Annotated in this window: 14 protein-coding genes and 1 pseudogene; 11 read left to right on the forward strand and 4 right to left on the reverse strand. The window is 71.3% G+C overall.

Going from position 1 to position 16,260, the window contains the following annotated elements:
- Window positions 1-49: 49 nt before the first annotated feature.
- Window positions 50-1,321 carry a threonine ammonia-lyase IlvA gene (gene ilvA / locus QM708_RS05420; protein ID WP_415105134.1) on the forward strand — a complete coding sequence of 424 codons (1,272 nt, stop codon included), beginning with the start codon at window positions 50-52 and terminating at the stop codon, window positions 1,319-1,321.
- 10 nt (window positions 1,322-1,331) lie between these two features.
- A complete protein-coding gene (locus QM708_RS05425) occupies window positions 1,332-1,934 on the forward strand; it encodes a hypothetical protein (protein ID WP_415105136.1) in 603 nt (200 codons plus the stop codon).
- A 19-nt stretch (window positions 1,935-1,953) separates the two neighbouring features.
- On the opposite strand, the gene QM708_RS05430 is transcribed toward QM708_RS05425, so the two are convergent.
- Window positions 1,954-2,745 (reverse strand): IclR family transcriptional regulator, encoded by a 792-nt coding sequence (locus tag QM708_RS05430; protein ID WP_415105138.1) that lies wholly within the window; start codon window positions 2,743-2,745, stop codon window positions 1,954-1,956.
- Window positions 2,746-2,921: 176 nt separating this feature from the next.
- Here QM708_RS05430 and eda point away from each other — a divergent pair, with 176 nt between their 5' ends.
- From eda to QM708_RS05460, 6 genes are all read left to right on the forward strand, one after another.
- A complete protein-coding gene (eda, locus tag QM708_RS05435) occupies window positions 2,922-3,542 on the forward strand; it encodes a bifunctional 4-hydroxy-2-oxoglutarate aldolase/2-dehydro-3-deoxy-phosphogluconate aldolase (protein WP_415105140.1) in 621 nt (206 codons plus the stop codon).
- Window position 3,543: 1 nt separating this feature from the next.
- Window positions 3,544-4,647: a sugar kinase gene (locus tag QM708_RS05440; RefSeq protein WP_415105142.1), complete on the forward strand. Its 1,104-nt coding sequence runs from the start codon at window positions 3,544-3,546 to the stop codon at window positions 4,645-4,647.
- Window positions 4,648-4,658: 11 nt separating this feature from the next.
- Window positions 4,659-5,876 carry a D-mannonate dehydratase ManD gene (manD, locus tag QM708_RS05445; protein ID WP_415105144.1) on the forward strand — a complete coding sequence of 406 codons (1,218 nt, stop codon included), beginning with the start codon at window positions 4,659-4,661 and terminating at the stop codon, window positions 5,874-5,876.
- Between the two features lie 65 nt (window positions 5,877-5,941).
- Window positions 5,942-6,712: an SDR family oxidoreductase gene (locus QM708_RS05450; protein ID WP_415105146.1), complete on the forward strand. Its 771-nt coding sequence runs from the start codon at window positions 5,942-5,944 to the stop codon at window positions 6,710-6,712.
- A 34-nt stretch (window positions 6,713-6,746) separates the two neighbouring features.
- Window positions 6,747-7,778, forward strand: coding sequence for a zinc-binding dehydrogenase (locus tag QM708_RS05455; protein ID WP_415105148.1), 1,032 nt, complete (start codon window positions 6,747-6,749; stop codon window positions 7,776-7,778).
- Between the two features lie 37 nt (window positions 7,779-7,815).
- Window positions 7,816-9,255: an MFS transporter gene (locus tag QM708_RS05460; RefSeq protein WP_415105150.1), complete on the forward strand. Its 1,440-nt coding sequence runs from the start codon at window positions 7,816-7,818 to the stop codon at window positions 9,253-9,255.
- 208 nt (window positions 9,256-9,463) lie between these two features.
- On the opposite strand, the gene hemQ is transcribed toward QM708_RS05460, so the two are convergent.
- The 3 genes from hemQ to QM708_RS05475 are packed head-to-tail and all read right to left on the reverse strand — an operon-like array spanning window position 9,464 to window position 12,682.
- Complete coding sequence (gene hemQ, locus QM708_RS05465) at window positions 9,464-10,216, reverse strand: hydrogen peroxide-dependent heme synthase (RefSeq protein ID WP_415105152.1); 753 nt, start codon at window positions 10,214-10,216, stop codon at window positions 9,464-9,466.
- Between the two features lie 52 nt (window positions 10,217-10,268).
- A complete protein-coding gene (locus QM708_RS05470; RefSeq protein ID WP_415105154.1) occupies window positions 10,269-11,318 on the reverse strand; it encodes a ferrochelatase in 1,050 nt (349 codons plus the stop codon).
- Window positions 11,315-12,682, reverse strand: coding sequence for a glutamyl-tRNA reductase (locus QM708_RS05475; protein WP_415105156.1), 1,368 nt, complete (start codon window positions 12,680-12,682; stop codon window positions 11,315-11,317). Before QM708_RS05475 ends, QM708_RS05470 begins: the two co-directional genes overlap by 4 nt.
- Window positions 12,683-12,762: 80 nt before the next feature.
- Here QM708_RS05475 and hemE point away from each other — a divergent pair, with 80 nt between their 5' ends.
- The 3 genes and pseudogenes from hemE to hemC all read left to right on the forward strand — a co-directional run.
- The gene (gene hemE, locus QM708_RS05480; protein WP_415105158.1) at window positions 12,763-13,806 is read left to right on the forward strand and encodes a uroporphyrinogen decarboxylase; all 1,044 of its coding nucleotides are present in this window, start codon (window positions 12,763-12,765) and stop codon (window positions 13,804-13,806) included.
- Window positions 13,803-15,314 carry a protoporphyrinogen/coproporphyrinogen oxidase gene (locus QM708_RS05485; RefSeq protein WP_415105160.1) on the forward strand — a complete coding sequence of 504 codons (1,512 nt, stop codon included), beginning with the start codon at window positions 13,803-13,805 and terminating at the stop codon, window positions 15,312-15,314. The genes hemE and QM708_RS05485 overlap by 4 nt, the downstream gene beginning before the upstream one ends.
- A pseudogene (hemC, locus tag QM708_RS05490) lies at window positions 15,311-16,225 on the forward strand (hydroxymethylbilane synthase); the annotation flags it as partial. The gene QM708_RS05485 and the pseudogene hemC, both read left to right, overlap by 4 nt.
- Between the last annotated feature and the right edge of the window lie 35 nt (window positions 16,226-16,260).

The raw sequence follows: 16,260 nt of genomic DNA on the forward strand, positions 1-16,260 counted from the left end.
GCGAGCAGCGTGGTCGTGAGGCGCTGGGGGCGGGGTGCACAATTGAGCGGTGAATCCGTCGACGACCGAGACCCGCACCATCCCGCTGAGCGCGTCCGACATCAACGCGGCCGCCTCACGGCTGGGCGGCGTGATTTCGGAGACCCCGCTGCAGTACAACGAGCGCCTGTCGCTGGCGACCGGCGCCGAGGTCTGGCTCAAGCGCGAAGACCTGCAACCGGTCCGCTCGTACAAGATTCGCGGGGCCTACAACCTGATCGCCCAGCTCACCGAGACCGAGCGCGCGGCCGGCGTGATCGCCGCGTCCGCGGGCAATCACGGCCAGGGCGTCGCGATGGCGTGCGCCAAGCTGGGCATTCGCGGGCGCATCTTCGTCCCGTCCACCACCCCGCGCCAGAAGCGCGAACGGATGCGGCATTTCGGCGGCGACATCGTCGAGTTGGTGGTGACCGGCGACTCCTATGACGACGCCTATGCCGCCGCACGCGCCGCCTCGCAGGAGACCGGCGCGATCCTGGTGTCGGCGTTCGACGACCCGCGCACCATCGCCGGCCAGGGCACCGTCGCCAAGGAGATCGTCGAGCAGTTGGGCCGCGAACCCGACCGGATGGTGATCCCGGTCGGCGGGGGCGGCCTGGTCGCCGGATGCCTGGTCTGGCTGCACGAGTACAGCCCGCGCACCAAGGTGATCGCGGTCGAGCCCTCCGGTGCGGCCTGCCTCGCCGCCGCCCTGGACGCGGGGCGTCCGACCACGCTGCGCAGCATCAACACGTTCGTCGACGGCGCCGCCGTCCGGCGCGCGGGCGACCTCACCTTCGCGATCGCCGACCGGTACCAGCCGAAGCTGGTCTCCGTCCGCGAAGGCGCGATCTGCACCGAGATGCTGCAGCTGTACCAGACCGAGGGCATCGTCGCCGAGCCCGCCGGGGCGCTCGCCTCCGCCTCGCTGCGCCGCTACCCGCCCCAGCCGGGCGAAGTGGTCGTGGTGATCGTTTCGGGCGGCAACAACGACGTGTCCCGCTACGCCGAGATCATCGAGCGCTCGCTGGTGTTCGAGGGCCACAAGCACTACTTCCTGGTGAACTTTCCCCAGGAGCCGGGGGCGCTGCGCCGCTTCCTCAACGACGTGCTGGGGCCTGATGACGACATCACCCACTTCGAATACGTCAAGCGCAGCGACCGCGAGATGGGTCCCGCTCTGGTGGGCCTCGAACTCGGTGACCCGGCCAGCCTGCCCGACCTGCTCGCCCGCCTGGAGCGCAGCCCGATCAGCGCCGAGCGGGTCGACCCCGACAGCCCGTTCTACCGCTTCCTGATCTGAGGACCCTCCCGTGAGCGAACCCCGCCGCATGCATCGCCCCACCATCCGCGAACCCGCACGGCTCGAACCGCTGGGCGAGAGCTCCGACCCGATCGCCGCCCTGCACGCAGCCCACGAGACCGCGGCGGTGCTGCTGCGCACCGGCCAGGCCGCCAACGATCCGGCCGTCACGCAACGGCTGGTCGCCCTGGTCGAGGAGACCGGGCTCTCGACGCTGGCCGACCTGTGGGCCGAACGCCCGGCGCATTCGCTGCCCGGCGCACTGTGGCGGCTGTACCTGCTGCGCGAGTGGATCCGCAACGACCCCGACGGGGTCGCCCGCGAGTACGCGGCGGGCGTCCGCTTCACCGAACCCAACCATGCCGTTGCCGGCGCCGAACCCCCCGGCCCTGAGGAGGTGCTGCGGGTCGCCGACGAGATCCTGCGCGGCGCCTTCACCGGCGACTTCGCGGTCGCGCTCGAGCGGGCGGCCTCCTTCTGCCACGTCGTCGCCTGCGGACGCGCCGACGTCTCCGCCGGTCAGCGCGCCGTCGATCTTGCCGGACGCCTCCAGCACACCGCCCGCGACCTCACCGCCTGCGCCGAGTTGTGGCGGTCCGGCAAGCTGATCTGAGCAGGCCCGCAGCCGTCCCTCAGTCCGCTTGCGCGGACGGATCCGGCGTGAGCAACGAGAGTCCGGCGGGAAGCAGCGGTGTCAGCACCGCGTGCAGCATCTCGGCGAGTTCGGCCTGCCGCCGGTCGGTCATCCGGTCCTCCGGCGCGGTGATCGAGATGGCGGCCACCGCGTGGGAGCCGCGCAGCACCGCCGTTCCCACGCACGCCACGCCGGGTTCGTTCTCCCCCCGCTCCACCGCGTAGCCGAGCCGGCGAGCGCTGAGCACCGCCTCGGCCAGCCGGTCGAGGGTGACCTCGCGCCGCTCCGGGATGTCCAGGTAGCCGCCGAGATGGCTCAGCGGAACCCCGCGGGCCGCGAGCAAGGCCCGTCCGAGGGCGCTGCTGGCGACCGGGACGAGTTGCCCGACGGCCGACCAGACCCTGATCGCGCGCTCGGGTTCCACCTTGTCGATGTAGACCACGTGCCCGCCCGACAGCACCCCCAGGTGCACGAGTTCCTGCGCGCTCCTCGACAGCGCGACCAGCGCCGGGTGCAGCGCGAGCGCCAGATCGCGAGGGGTGTCGAGCTGCTGGGCCAACGAGATGGCCGCCAGCCCGAGCCGGTAATGCCCGGTCGACTCCGACTGATCCGCATACCCGCGCAGTCTCATCGTGCTCAGCGCACGGTAGGCGGTCGGTTTCGGGATCCCCGTCTCCTCGGCGAGCGAGGCCAGCGAGGCGCCCTCCGGACCTGCGCCGGCGAGCGCGGTCAACAGCAGCAGCGCCCGGTCGATCGCCTCCACGCGCGGCCCACTAGCGACTGAGCCCACGTTTCCCTCCTTGCAGGACCTTGACAGCGACCGACATCACCCAGGCGAGCTTACCGCTGCGGGAGGCACCTAGGCCGATTCCGGGTTGCCAAGCGGCCCGCCGCATGTCAGACTCATTTCACTACATGAACCGTTACGTTTCAATGTCAGAAACGCTAGCTCGAGGTAGGTCGACGATGAAGTTGAGTGACTTTCCGGTGATCCCCGTCGCGGTGGTGAAGAACGCCGAACGGGCCGATGCCCTCGGCGCCGCGCTCGTCGAGGGAGGCTTGCCGGTCGTCGAGGTCACCCTGCGCACGCCGGGGGCCGTCGACGTGATCCGGCGGATGGCCACCAACCCCGGACTCCTGGTCGGGGCGGGCACGGTGCTCACCCCCGCTCAGGTCGAGGCGTCCGCTAAGGCGGGGGCGCGATTCATCGTGTCTCCCGGTTTCAGTCAGGCGGTGGTCGACCGTGCTCGGGATCTGGGCCTGACGGTCCTTCCCGGTGCGGTGACTCCCACCGAGATCATGGCCGCGCTGGACGCCGGCCTGACCACCTGCAAGTTCTTCCCGGCCCATGTCTACGGCGGGGCCGCCGCGATCAAGGCGCTGGGCGGTCCCTTCGGCGCGATGCGGTTCGTGCCCACCGGCGGCATCACCGCCGCGAACCTCGCCGACTACCTCGCGCTGCCCAACGTGGTGTCGGTCGGCGGCTCCTGGATGGTTCCCGCGGACGCCGTGGACGCCGGCGATTTCGCGTTCGTCCGCGAGCAGGCCCGGGCCGCCGTCGCCCTCGCACGTTCCCTGGAGGCCTGACATGCCGGTTCTCGACATCCGCCCCGCGCACGAGTGCCGCTACCAGGCGGTCGCCCTCGGCGAGGTCATGCTCCGCCTCGACCCCGGCGAACTGCGGATCAGGACCGCGCGCACCTTCGCCGCCTGGGAGGGCGGCGGGGAGTACAACGTGATCCGCGGCCTCGCCCGGGTCTTCGGCCTGCCCACCGCCGTCGTCACCGCCCTCGTCGACGACGAGGTCGGCCACCTGGTCGAGAGCCTGATCATGGCCGGAGGCGTCGACACCGGCCGGCTGCACTGGGTGCCCTCCGACGGGGTCGGGCGGCAGGCGCGCAATGGCCTGAACTTCACCGAACGCGGCTTCGGCGTCCGCGGCGCCAAGGGCGTCTCCGATCGCGGGCACACCGCCATCGCGCAACTGCGCCCCGATGAGGTCGACTTCGACGAGTTGTTCGGCGTCCAAGGCGTCCGCTGGCTGCACACCGGCGGCATCTACGCCGCGCTGTCGGAGACCGCCGCCGAGACGGCGCTGGCGGCGATGACCGCAGCCCGTAGACACGGGACCCGGGTCTCCTACGACCTCAACTACCGCCCCAGCCTGTGGAAGGCGATCGGCGGGCAGGAGCGGGCCCGGGAGGTCAACCGCGAACTCGTCCGGCACGTCGATCTCTTGCTGGGCAACGAGGAGGACTTCACCGCCGCCCTCGGTTTCGAGGTCGACGGGCTCGACGAGCATCTCACCCGGTTGCCGCTCGAGGGGTATGCCCGGATGATCCGCGAGGTCGCCGGCGCCTATCCGAACCTGGCCGCCATCGCCACCACGCTCCGGCAGGTTCATTCAGCCTCCGACAACGACTGGAGCGCGGTGGCATGGTCACCGGAAACCGGCCTGATCGAGGCCACCCAACGCAGGCACCTGGAGATCCTCGATCGCGTCGGAGGTGGCGATTCCTTCGCTTCGGGGCTGATCTACGGCCTGCTCAGCGGCCAGGATCTCGCCACCAGCCTCGAGTACGGCGCCGCTCACGGCGCCCTCGCCATGACCACGCCCGGGGACACCTCGATGGCCACCAAATCAGAAGTCCTCAAGCTCGCCTCCGGCGGCAGCGCCCGGGTCGACCGATAGGAGAACAGGCAATGACGCAGAGAATCACATCCGCCGATGTCATCATCACCAGTCCGGGCCGCAATTATGTGACCCTCAAGATCGTCACCTCCGACGGCGTCGTCGGGTGGGGCGATGCCACCGTCAACGGGCGCGAGCTCGCCGTCGCGTCCTATCTGGCCGATCATGTCGTCCCGTTGTTGATCGGCAGGGAAGCCGACCGGATCGAGGACACCTGGCAGTTCCTCTACCGCAGCGCGTACTGGCGCCGGGGCCCGGTCACCATGGCCGCCATCGGCGCGGTCGACCTGGCCCTGTGGGACATCAAGGGCAAGTCGCTCGGCGTCCCGGTCTACCAGCTGCTCGGCGGAGCGGTCCGCGACCGGATCCTGACCTACACCCACACCACCGGCCGCGACATCGCCGAGTTGAAGGAGTCGGTCGCAGAGAAGCTCGAGGCCGGCTTCCGGGCCATCCGCGTCCAGTCAGGCGTGCCCGGGCTCAACCGGGTCTACGGCGTGAACGACCGGGGAGGCGCCTACGAACCGGCCCAGCGCTCGGCCGTCGCCCCGGAAGAGGACTGGGATTCGGATCTCTACCTCAAGACCGCCCCCGCGATGCTGGAGGAGATCCGGGCGCATGTGGGTCCCGACATCAAACTGCTCCACGATGTCCATCACCGGCTCACCCCCATCCAGGCGGCCCGGCTCGGCAAGGCGATCGAGCACGTCGGCCTGTTCTGGCTCGAGGACGTCACCCCGGGTGAGAACCAGGAGATCCTGCACCTGGTGCGCCAGCACACCACCGTGCCGCTGGCGATCGGTGAGGTGTTCAACACGATCTGGGACGTCAAGGACTTCATCCTGACCCAGAGCATCGACTTCATTCGCACCTGCGTCATGCACGCCGGCGGGCTCTCGCATGTGCGGAAGATCTTCGACCTCGGCGATCTCTACGGAATCCAGGGCGCCCCTCACGGGCCGTCCGACGTCTCCCCGATCACCATGGCGGCCTCGATGCAGCTGGGCCTGGCGCAACGGAACTTCGGGATCCAGGAGTACATGGGCTACCCCGATCTCGCCAAGGACGTGTTCACCACCTCCTACACCTTCGCCGACGGCTACTTCACCCTCGGCGACGCCCCGGGCCTCGGCGTGGACTTCGACGAGGAAGCCGCCAAGAAGTACCCCTACGAGGCCGCCTACCTGCCGTACGCCCGCCGTCTGGACGGGACCGTCGCCGACTGGTGACGGACGCGGCACCACCCACTCGATCGCCCGGCGACGATGCCGGGCCTTTTCAGAAAGAGGAATCCATGTCAGCAAAGCTGTTCGACCTGTCCGGACGCCTCGCGCTGGTCACCGGCTCGTCGCGTGGCCTGGGCAACACCCTGGCCCGCGGCCTGGCCGCCGCGGGCGCGGACCTGGTGCTGCACGGTCGCGACGCCGACCGCGTGCGGCGCGAAGCGGCCGCGATCGCCGGTGACTACGGCGTAAAGGTGTCCACCACACTGTTCGACGTCACCGATCGCGACGGCGCCGCCCGGGCACTCGACGGCGTCCTCGACACCGTCGGCGTGCCGGACATCCTCGTCAACAACGCCGGCATCCAGTCCCGGGCGCCGTTCAACGAGATCGAGGCGAAGAACTGGGACGCCGTGCTCGCCACCAACCTCAGCTCGGTCTTCTACGTGTCCCAGCCGATCACGCGCCGGATGGCCGAACGCGGCTCCGGCAAGGTGGTCAACATCGGCTCAGTGGTCACCCTGCTGGCGCGCCAGACCGTCGTCCCCTACACCGCCGCCAAGGGCGGCGTCGCCATGCTGTCGAAGGGCATGGCCGCCGATCTGGCCCGCTTCAACGTTCAGGTGAACACCATCTCGCCGGGCTACTTCGCCTCGGAGATGAACACCGCGCTGATCAACGACCCGGAGTTCGACGCCTGGGTCAAGGCGCGCACGCCGGCCCAGCGCTGGGGCGACTTCGAGGAGTTGGTGGGGGCGCTGATCTTCCTCGCCTCGGACGCCTCGTCGTTCGTCTCCGGCCAGAACATCTTCGTCGACGGCGGCATGACCTCGGTGGTCTGAGCGGCGCCCCCACCCATTCAAAACGGAGACCACCATGAAAACACTCAAGATCCACTCCGCCGAAGACATCCGGTGCGAGGAAGCCGACCTGGTCCAGCCCGGCGACGGCGAGGTGCGCATCCGCGTCGCCTACGCCGGCATCTGCGGCTCCGACATCCACTACTACTTCGAGGGGGCCAACGGCGCCTTCGAGATCCGCGAGCCCTTCACCCCCGGTCACGAGTTGTCGGGCACGGTCGACCTGGACCCCTCCGGCGCTCTCGGCCGTGGCACGCCGATCACCATCCATCCCGCGCAGTTCGGCCCGCACACCCCCGGGTTGGAGTCCGCGCCGCACCTGCGCCCCGGAGGCAACTACCTGGGCAGCGCCTCGACCTGGCCGCACACCCAAGGCGGGATGAGCGAATACCTCATCGTGAAGGACTTCATGGTCCGCCCGCTGCCCGCCTCGCTGTCGTTGCGGACGGCCGCGCTCGCCGAACCGCTCGCGGTCGCCCTGCACGCCCTGAAGCGCTCCGGCGGTGTCGAGGGCAAGGACGTCCTCGTCATCGGGGCCGGCCCGATCGGCCAGCTCGTCGCCGCCGCGGCGGTGGCCAAAGGGGCGGCCAGCGTGGGGATCGCCGACCTGCTGGACGGACCGCTGGAACGGGCCGAGCATCTCGGCGCCGGCCGGACCTTCCTGATCGGGAAGGCCGACATCCCCCAGGCGCGATTCGGGATCGTCTTCGAATGTGCCGGCGCCGGGCCGGCCATCAGCCTGGCCATGCAGACGGTCGCCCCCGCCGGAACCGTGGTCGAGGTGGCCATGCCGGCCAACCGCGAGCTCCCGGTCAACCTGGCCCCGCTTCCCGTCCGCGAGGTCACCTTCACCGGCTCGTTCCGGTTCATCGACGAGATCGACGAGGCCATCACCCTGCTGGATACCCGGCCCGAGATCGCCGGCGTGATCACCCACGTGTTCCCCGCCGCCGAGGTCGTGAACGCGTTCGCCGTCGCCAAGGACGCCGCCGCCTCCGGAAAGGTCCTCGTCTCCCTGTGGCACGACGCCGATCCCGGCGAGCGCTGACCCCGATCCACTCCCCTCGTTAGAAGAAAGACAAAACATGGCAACCGATCCATCCACCGCAGAACAAGGTGCCAACCGACCGCGCGTCGTCGAACGCAGCACACGGGATCTCGCCCGCGCAGCCGTCTCCGGCTGGCTGGGCACCGCGCTGGAGTTCATGGACTTCCAGTTGTACTCGCTGGCCGCCGCCCTCGTGTTCAGCCAGCTCTTCTTCCCCGACGTCTCACCGGCGATCGCGGTCGTGGCCGCGATGGCGACCTACGGTGTGGGCTACGTGGCCCGGCCCATCGGCGCCTGGTACTTCGGCCGCATGGGTGACCGGGTCGGCCGGACGAAGGTCCTGGTCTACTCGATCTCGCTGATGGGCATATCCACCACGCTGATCGGCTTCCTGCCGTCCTACCAGACCATCGGCATCATGGCCCCGATCCTGCTGATGGTGCTGCGGCTGGGCCAGGGCTTCGGCGCGGGCGCCGAGATCGCCGGTGCCGGCGTGATGCTCGCCGAGTACGCCCCCGCGCGCCGGCGCGGCATCATCGCCTCGCTGGTCGCCCTCGGCACCAACAGCGGCACCCTGCTGGCGTCCGCCATCTGGTTCGTCCTGATCGCCGCGCTCAGCGAAGAGGATCTGCTGACCTGGGGCTGGCGCATCCCGTTCGTGGGTAGCTTCGTGGTGCTCCTCGTCGCGCTGTGGATCCGCTCGCGCCTGAAGGAGAGCCCCGTCTTCGAGGCCGCACAGCAGGACGCCGTGGTCGCCGAGACGATCGCCACCGGCACCACGGCCGGCGACGCCGTGATGACCGCGAAGGACCTCCACACCCCGTCCGCGCGCTACCTGGCCAAGCACGCCGACCGTGCCGCCCGGCCGAAGGCACCGTGGAAGGCGGTCGCGATCGCGTTCTTCCTGCGATTCGGCCAGGCCGGCAACTCCGGCATGATCCAGACCTACCTGATCTCGTTCCTGACCATCACGCTGATGATGGACCGTTCGGTGGGCACCTCGGTGGTGATGATCTCCTCCGCGCTCGCCTTCATCACCGTTCCGGTGATCGGGGCGCTGGGTGACCGGTTCGGGCGCCGCACGATGTACATCATCATGTCGTCGATCTCCCTGATCCTGGTGGTCCCCATGGTGCTGTTCATGATCTCCGGATCGATCCCCACGGTCTTCGCCGGCTACATCATCCTGCACAACGTGTCGGTGATGGCGCTGGCCTCGTTGGAGAACCTGACGCTGCCGGAACTGTTCGGCTCGCGGAGCCGTTACGCCCGGGTCGCGGTCACGCGCGAGATCTCCTCGATCATCGCCACCGGGATCGGCCCCGTGGTCGCCGCCGCCCTGGTGGCCGCCACCGCGGGTTCCGTCTGGCCCGTCATCGTCATGATCGGCTTCTTCACCGCCACCGCCTTGATCGCGGCGATCTTCATGCCGGAGGTCGCCGGCCGCGACCTCACCGACCCTGAGGATGCGATCTAGAACCGCCCCCCGAGCAACGAGGCCGCGACTCATCCCGGGTCGCGGCCTCGTTCGCGCTCAGCGGAGCGACTCGCCGGATCGGGATCGAACGCGTACCCTGGTGCAGGCGTCGGGCTGCGGTAGCCCCGGGCTCCACTTTTAGCCGCCACGAGCGGCCACGCGCCGAGAGGCGCTCCCAGCCCGACGCCCTTACTTCTCCGCGAACAGATCAGGCGCGCGGCTGGCGGTCAGCCCACTCGGACAACTCGACGCGCGGGCCGGTGAAGAACGGGGTCTCCTCGCGCACGTGCAGGCGCGCCTCGACGCCGCGCTGGGTGCGCATGGCGTCGGTGAGGCGGTGCAGTTCGTCGGCCTCGAAGGCGAGCAGCCATTCGTAGTCGCCGAGCGCGAACGCCTGGGTGGTGGAGCCGAGCACGTCGGGGAACTCACGGGCGGCACCGCCGTGGGTGCGCAGCATGTGCGAGCGCTTGGCCGGGTCCATGTAGTACCACTCGTAGGAGCGCACGAACGGGTAGACCGTCAGCCACGGGCGCGGCGCGATGCCAGAGAAGCAGGCGGGCGTGTGCGAGGTGTTGAACTCGGCGGGCCGATGGACGCCGACGACGCTCCACACCGGGGCGAGGCGTCCGCCCAGCTCAGAGCCGCGCAGCGCGTGGTAGGCGGCCTGCAGCGCGGCCGGGTCCTCCGACAGCGTCCAGACCAGCAGGTCGGCATCGGCGCGGAAGCCCGCAACGTCGTACCAGCCGCGCACGGTGACGCCGGTCGCTTCGACGGCGGCAACGGCCTGGGTGACCTCGTCGGCGCGCTCGGCGTCCTCAGCCGGCAGCGGCACCACCGAGGAGAAGACGCTGTACATCACGTAGTGCGAGGAGGCGTTGATCTCCTCGGGCGCAACGTACACGTCACGAGGGTCGCCGCTGAACGGGGCGCCGGGAACTTTGCCGTGCGGTGTGTGAGACATCTCTCTCCTCCCCCGCGTCGACGCGGGATCGTCCATCAGGTGGGGTGGTAGGTTATCCAGCCACGCCGGCGGTGCGGTCGGCCAGCGAGCAGGCGGCCGGACGCGGCGGTCCCGGATGCCCGGAAGCGCAACAGTTCACCCCGCAGGTCGGCAGCCCGCCGACCTCGCCGGGTGCGGCCTCGACGATCTTGTCGGCCAGCATCGCCACGAAGGCGGGGTGGACGCCGACGGTCGCGGCCCGCACATAGGCCAGGCCCTGATCGGCGGCAGTCTCGTTGGCCTGGGTGTCGAGGTCGTAGACGACCTCCATGTGGTCGTTGATGAACCCGAACGGCACGGTCACCACCGACCCCACCCCCTCGCCGGCGAGTTCTTCCATCCGGTCGTTCACGTCGGGCTCCAGCCACGGAATGTGCGGCGCACCGGAACGGCTGCAGTAGGCGATCTCCCACCCATCAGCGTCCAGACCGGCCCGCGCGGCCACCTCTTCGGCGACCCGGCGGTGCTGGTCGGAGTAGCGGTTCTCGCCGCCGGGGCCTGAGGCCGCGTCCATCGCCAGCGGGATCGAGTGGGTGACGAACAGCACCCGCGGCTCGCCCTCGGCGACGGCCAGGGCCGCGCGGACGGCGTCGGTATTGGCGGTGAGGAAACCCTCGGTCTCGGCGAAGGGACCGATCTTGGTCAGCTCCAGCGAGGCCCCGGTCTCGGCCAGCGCGGCGGCCAGGTCCTCGCGGTACTGGCGGCAACCCGAATACGACGCGTAGGCGGCGGTGGCCAGCACGAGCACCCGGCGGGCACCGGACGCCTCCAGCTCCCGCACGGCGTCCGACACATAGGGCGTCCAGTTGCGGTTGCCGATCACGATCGGCACCGTGATGCCGCGGCTGGCCAGTTCGGCGCCCAGGGCGTCCATCAGTTCGGCGTTGCGTTCGTTGATCGGCGAGGCGCCGCCGAACATCTGGTAATGCCCGGACACCTCCAGCAGCCGCGAGTCGGGGATGCCCCGGCCGCGGGTGGCGTTGCGCATGAAGGGCAGCACATCGTCGGGTTCGCGCGGTCCGCCGTAGGACACCACGAGGATCGCGTCGTAGGGGAAGGTCACATCGCCTCCAGGTGAGCGGGTTCGCCCAGGTCCACCAGGCCGAGCCCGGTGATCGGGCAGGTCGCGCAGTCGAGGGCGTCCGGTGACACCGCCGGCGCAGCGCGCGCGACGTCGAGTTCGAGATTGCGCAGCAGCGGCCGCACCTGGGGTTCGATGCCCCACAGCTCGCTGAGCGCGGTCAGGTATTCGCCGGTGCGGCCCTCCTCGGCGGCCTTGCGGGCGCGCACGCTGGGCACGTGCACCAGGCGGGCGGCCAGCCGGCGCAGCGCGTGCGCGGCCTCCTCACCGGTGATCGGACGCCCCTGCGGCAGCCGGTCGATCTCGTCGGACACCATCTCGTTGACGGTGTCGCGCAAGGCCACCACGGCCGGGTCCATCTGGCGCCCCTTCAGCCGGGCCACCAGGTCGCGGACGCCCTGGTCGACCAGCGAGCGGGCCCGGTCCACCTCGCGCTGCGAGGCGTCCGGCACGTGATGCTGGATGGTGGGCAGGTCGAGCAGGACGACGCCCTCCAGCCCCGCCGACTCGGGTTCGACATCGCGCGAGACGGCCAGATCGACCAGGAACAGCTGGGCGTGGTCGCGGCGTTCCATCACCTCGGCCAGCGCGGACGCGGTCAGGATCGGCCGGCCCAGCCCACGGCAGGTGACCACCACATCGGCCGAGGCCACCGCCTGCAGCAGGTCGGCACCGGCGTCCTGGGTGCCGGGATGCGTGCCGACGAACGCGGCCGCCCGCCCCGAGGACGAGAACACGGCCAGGTCGCGGACGCCTCGCTGGTGCAGCGCGGCCACCGCGGCGCCCGCGTAGGCGCCGGTGCCGATCAGCAGCACGCTCGTGGACGGCCAGTCGCGGCGCAGCAGGTCGAGGCCGACGTCGACGACCGAGCGGCCGGTGGTGGCAAGTCTGGTCAAGTGCGACACCTTCCGGGACGTCCGCAGCGCCTGTTCGATGGTCTCGATCAGCAGGCCGCTCGCCGTGCCGTCGTCACGCGCCTCGCGCAGCGCACGGCGCAACTGGCCGGCGATCTCGCGCTCGCCGACGACCATCGAGTCGAGGCCGGCGCCCACGTCGAAGAGATGGTGCAGCGCCTCGGTATCGGCGCCCATCGACACCCGCACGCGCACCGGCGCGGGCAGCCCGGCGAGGATCGCCCGGCGCACCTGAGCGGCCACGAAACCGACCGGCGCGTCGGCGTCCACGTAGACCTCGAGACGGTTGCAGGTGGCCAGCACCACCGCGCCGCGTACCTTCTCGGCGCTCTCCACGACCCGGCGGCCGAGCCCGGCCACGGCAGGGGTCACGGCCTCGACCGCGGCGAGCCCGTGCTCGGCGTGGTGAATCGAGATCAGATGAAGCCCCATGACCACCCCATTGAACCACCTTGTCTGGAGTTATTCGAACGCTCCACGCCCATCGGCGCGCACCGGCCTATGATCGGGGAGTGACTCCCGACGCGACGACGCCCCCTCTGCTGCGTGCCCTGGCGGGCGAGCGTCCCGCGACCTATCCGGTGTGGTTCATGCGCCAGGCGGGGCGTTCGCTGCCTGAATACCGTCAGGTGCGCCGCGGCACCGCGATGCTGGAGTCCTGCCTGATTCCCGAGCTGGCCGCCGAGATCACCCTGCAGCCGGTGCGCCGGCACCGGGTGGACGCCGCCATCTTCTTCTCCGACATCATGGTCCCGCTCAAGCTGGCCGGTGTCGACGTCGACATCGCGCCCGGCGTCGGTCCGGTGATCGCCGAACCGGTGCGCACGGCGTCCGATGTGGAGGCGCTGGTCGCGCACGAGTTGGGCGACACTTCGGCGATCACCGCCGCGATCAAGCTGATCACCGCCGAACTCGCCTCGACGCCGTCGGGATCGGCCTCCTGGACGCCGCTGATCGGCTTCGCCGGGGCGCCGTTCACCCTGGCCGCCTACCTGGTCGAGGGGCGGCCGAGCCGGGACCATCTCGCCGCCCGCCGGCTGATGCACGCCGACCCGGACGCCTGGGCGCGGCTGATGGCCTGGTGCGCGGAGATCTCCGGGGCGTTCCTGCGGGTGCAGGTGGACGCCGGCGCCTCGGCCGTCCAGTTGTTCGACAGCTGGGCCGGTTCGCTGACCGCCGGCGACTACGCCGCCCACGTGGCGCCCTGGTCGCGCCGCGCCCTGGCCGCCGTCGAGGGCCGGGTGCCGCGGCTGCACTTCGGCACCGGCACCGGGCACCTGCTGGCCGCGATGGCCGAGGGTGCGGACGCCGTCGGCGTCGACTACCGCACCCCGCTCGACGTGGCCGCCGCGCTGGTTCCGGGAGTGCCGTTGCAGGGCAATATCGATCCGGCCCGGCTGGGTGCCGGCTGGCCGGCCCTCGAGGCGCATGCGCTCGACGTGCTGCGCCGGGGCCGCTCCGCGCCCGGGCATGTGGTCAACCTCGGTCACGGCGTCCCGCCCGAGACCGACCCGGGCGTCCTCACCCGGCTGGTGGAGTTGGTGCATCAGGCATGACCCATGTCGAATCGCTCGTCATCGGCGGCGGAATCGGCGGCCTCCAGGCCGCCCACACGCTGGCCAAACTCGGCCTGTCCCCGCTGCTGCTGGAGCCGCGCGGCAGCTGCGGCGGCCTGATCTTCGGTGCGCCGATCGGCGGCGTCTGGGTCGACCTGGGTGCGGAATCGTTCGCCAAGCGCCAGCCGGCGGTGGCCGCGCTGTGCGCCGAACTCGGCCTGGAGACCGTCGACCCGGCCGGCGCCTCCTGGGTGTGGTCGCACCGCGACGGCGGCTTCGCCGTCCGCATCCCGCACGGCATCCTCGGCATCCCGGCCGACCTGGACGACCCCGACGTCGCCGGCCTGCTGTCGGACGACGGCCTGGCCCGGGCCCGCGAAGACCTCACCATGGGCCCCGGCCCCGGGGCGGACGCCGCCGACCTGGCCAGTCTGGTCGAGACCCGGCTCGGCCCCGAACTGCTCACCCGGCTGGTCGAGCCGATCGCCGGAGGCATCCATTCGGCGCGCCCGTCGTCGCTGGCGGTCGACGTCGTCGCTCCCGGGCTGCGCGAGGCGCTGGCCCGCGAGGGTTCCCTGGTCCGCGCCGCGGCGGCCGTGCGGGCGTCCGCACCTCAGGGCGCCGTGGTCGCCTCGGCGTCCGGCGGCATGTTCACCCTGCCCCGCGCCCTGGTGAGGCGGATCGGCGAGCTCGGCGGGCAGATCGCCACCGGGCGGATCGTCACCGCGATCGCCCGCGACGGCGACACTTGGCGGGTCACCCACTGCGCGGCCGGGCGTCCGGCCGATCCGGCGGGCACCCCGGTGCCGGACGGTGACCCGGTCGAGCTGACCACCGCACGCCTGGTGATCGCCCTCGACGGCCGGGCGGCGCTCGATCTGCTGCGCACCGTGCCGGAGTTCGAGGCCGGCGATTGGACGCTGCCGCGCGGCGCCGACCTGGCGCACGTCTGCTTGGTGCTGGACGCCCCCGAACTGGACGCCGGACCGCGCGGCTCGGGGCTGCTGGTCGCTCCCGACACCGAGGGCGCGCCCGCGAGGGTGGCCTGCAAGGCGCTCACCCACTATTCGATCAAATGGCCGCGGGTGGTGGCGGGCACCGGCAAGCATGTGCTGCGGGTCAGCTACGGCCGCGCGGACGGCCCGGCCCCCGAGCCGACCCTCGCGGGGGCACTGGCGGACGCCTCGACCCTGCTCGGCGTCCACTTGACCGAGGACCAGATCGCCGGCCACGCCGTGATCCGCTTCCCGAACTCGTTGCCGCCACAAACCCCCGAGCATCGCGCGCGCGTCGCCGCGCTGGCGGAACGGGTGGACGCCCTGCCCGGCGTGGCGATCATCGGTTCCTGGTTCGCCGGAACCGGGCTGGCCGCGGTGATCCCGCACGCCGAGGTCGCCGCCCACCGGCTCGCCGACCAGACCGCCCCCACACCAGGCGGCGACGCCGCGCCCGCCGCCACCGAGCCGTCCGCCGGCCAGACCACGTTCACGAAGGTGCGCAGCGCATGAAGTTGAGACTGGGCACCCGCGGATCGGAACTGGCGCGCACCCAATCCGGGCACGTCGCCGCGGCACTGGAGGCGCTCGGCCACGAGGTCGAGCTGATCACCATTCGCTCCCAGGGCGATGTGACCACCGGATCGCTGCTCGACTCCGGCGGGCTGGGCCTGTTCGCCGCCGCACTACGGGTGGCGCTGCTCGAAGGCGAGGTCGACCTCGTCGTGCACTCGCTGAAGGACCTGCCGACCGCACCGGTCGACGGGCTGGTGCTGGCGGCCATCCCCGAACGCGAACTGCCCTTCGACGCCCTGTGTGCCCGCGACGGGCTCAGCTTGCGCGAGCTGCCGTCGATGGCCCGCGTCGGCACCGGATCGCCCCGCCGGGCGGCCCAGTTGCGCGCGCGGCGTCCGGACCTGACCGTGGTCGAGATCCGCGGCAACGTCGGCACCCGGCTCGCCCGCGTGCACGGGGACGCCGCCACCGCCGGCGACCTGGACGCCGTGGTGCTGGCCCGGGCCGGCCTGGCCCGGCTGGGCCGCTTCGACGCGATCACCGACACCCTCGACCTGCTGCCCGCACCCGGGCAGGGGGCGCTCGCGGTCGAATGCCGCGCCGGCGACGAGGCGGTGCGCGCGGCGCTGGCACCGCTCGATGACGAGGCCACCCGGCTGTGCGTGACCGCCGAGCGGGCGGTGCTCGCCGAACTCCAGGCCGGCTGCGCGGCGCCGATCGCTGCCTTCGGGCGGATCGTCAACGGCCACCTGGAGTTCACCGCGTCGGTGTTCAACGCGTGCGGCACCCGCCAGGTGACCACCCGGCTGTCGCAGGCGCTGCCACTGGATGCCGCAGCGCTCGGCGCCACCGCGGCCGCCGATCTGCTGGCGCAGGGCGCCGCCGAGGTGACGCCGCTGGGTGCGAGCCGCGAAAGCCAGCTGGAGAGCTTCCACACCGACCA

Source organism: Propioniciclava sp. (assembly GCF_047602245.1).
Classification (GTDB): Bacteria; Actinomycetota; Actinomycetes; order Propionibacteriales; family Propionibacteriaceae; genus Propioniciclava.

Coding starts and splice junctions, on each gene's coding strand:
- manD (WP_415105144.1), top strand. CDS start 4,659: ATGACGCAGAGAATCACATCCGCCGATGTCATCATCACCAGTCCGGGC.
- QM708_RS05450 (WP_415105146.1), top strand. CDS start 5,942: ATGTCAGCAAAGCTGTTCGACCTGTCCGGACGCCTCGCGCTGGTCACC.
- hemQ (WP_415105152.1), bottom strand. CDS start 10,216: ATGTCTCACACACCGCACGGCAAAGTTCCCGGCGCCCCGTTCAGCGGC.
- QM708_RS05455 (WP_415105148.1), top strand. CDS start 6,747: ATGAAAACACTCAAGATCCACTCCGCCGAAGACATCCGGTGCGAGGAA.
- QM708_RS05440 (WP_415105142.1), top strand. CDS start 3,544: ATGCCGGTTCTCGACATCCGCCCCGCGCACGAGTGCCGCTACCAGGCG.
- eda (WP_415105140.1), top strand. CDS start 2,922: ATGAAGTTGAGTGACTTTCCGGTGATCCCCGTCGCGGTGGTGAAGAAC.
- QM708_RS05485 (WP_415105160.1), top strand. CDS start 13,803: ATGACCCATGTCGAATCGCTCGTCATCGGCGGCGGAATCGGCGGCCTC.
- QM708_RS05475 (WP_415105156.1), bottom strand. CDS start 12,682: ATGGGGCTTCATCTGATCTCGATTCACCACGCCGAGCACGGGCTCGCC.
- QM708_RS05460 (WP_415105150.1), top strand. CDS start 7,816: ATGGCAACCGATCCATCCACCGCAGAACAAGGTGCCAACCGACCGCGC.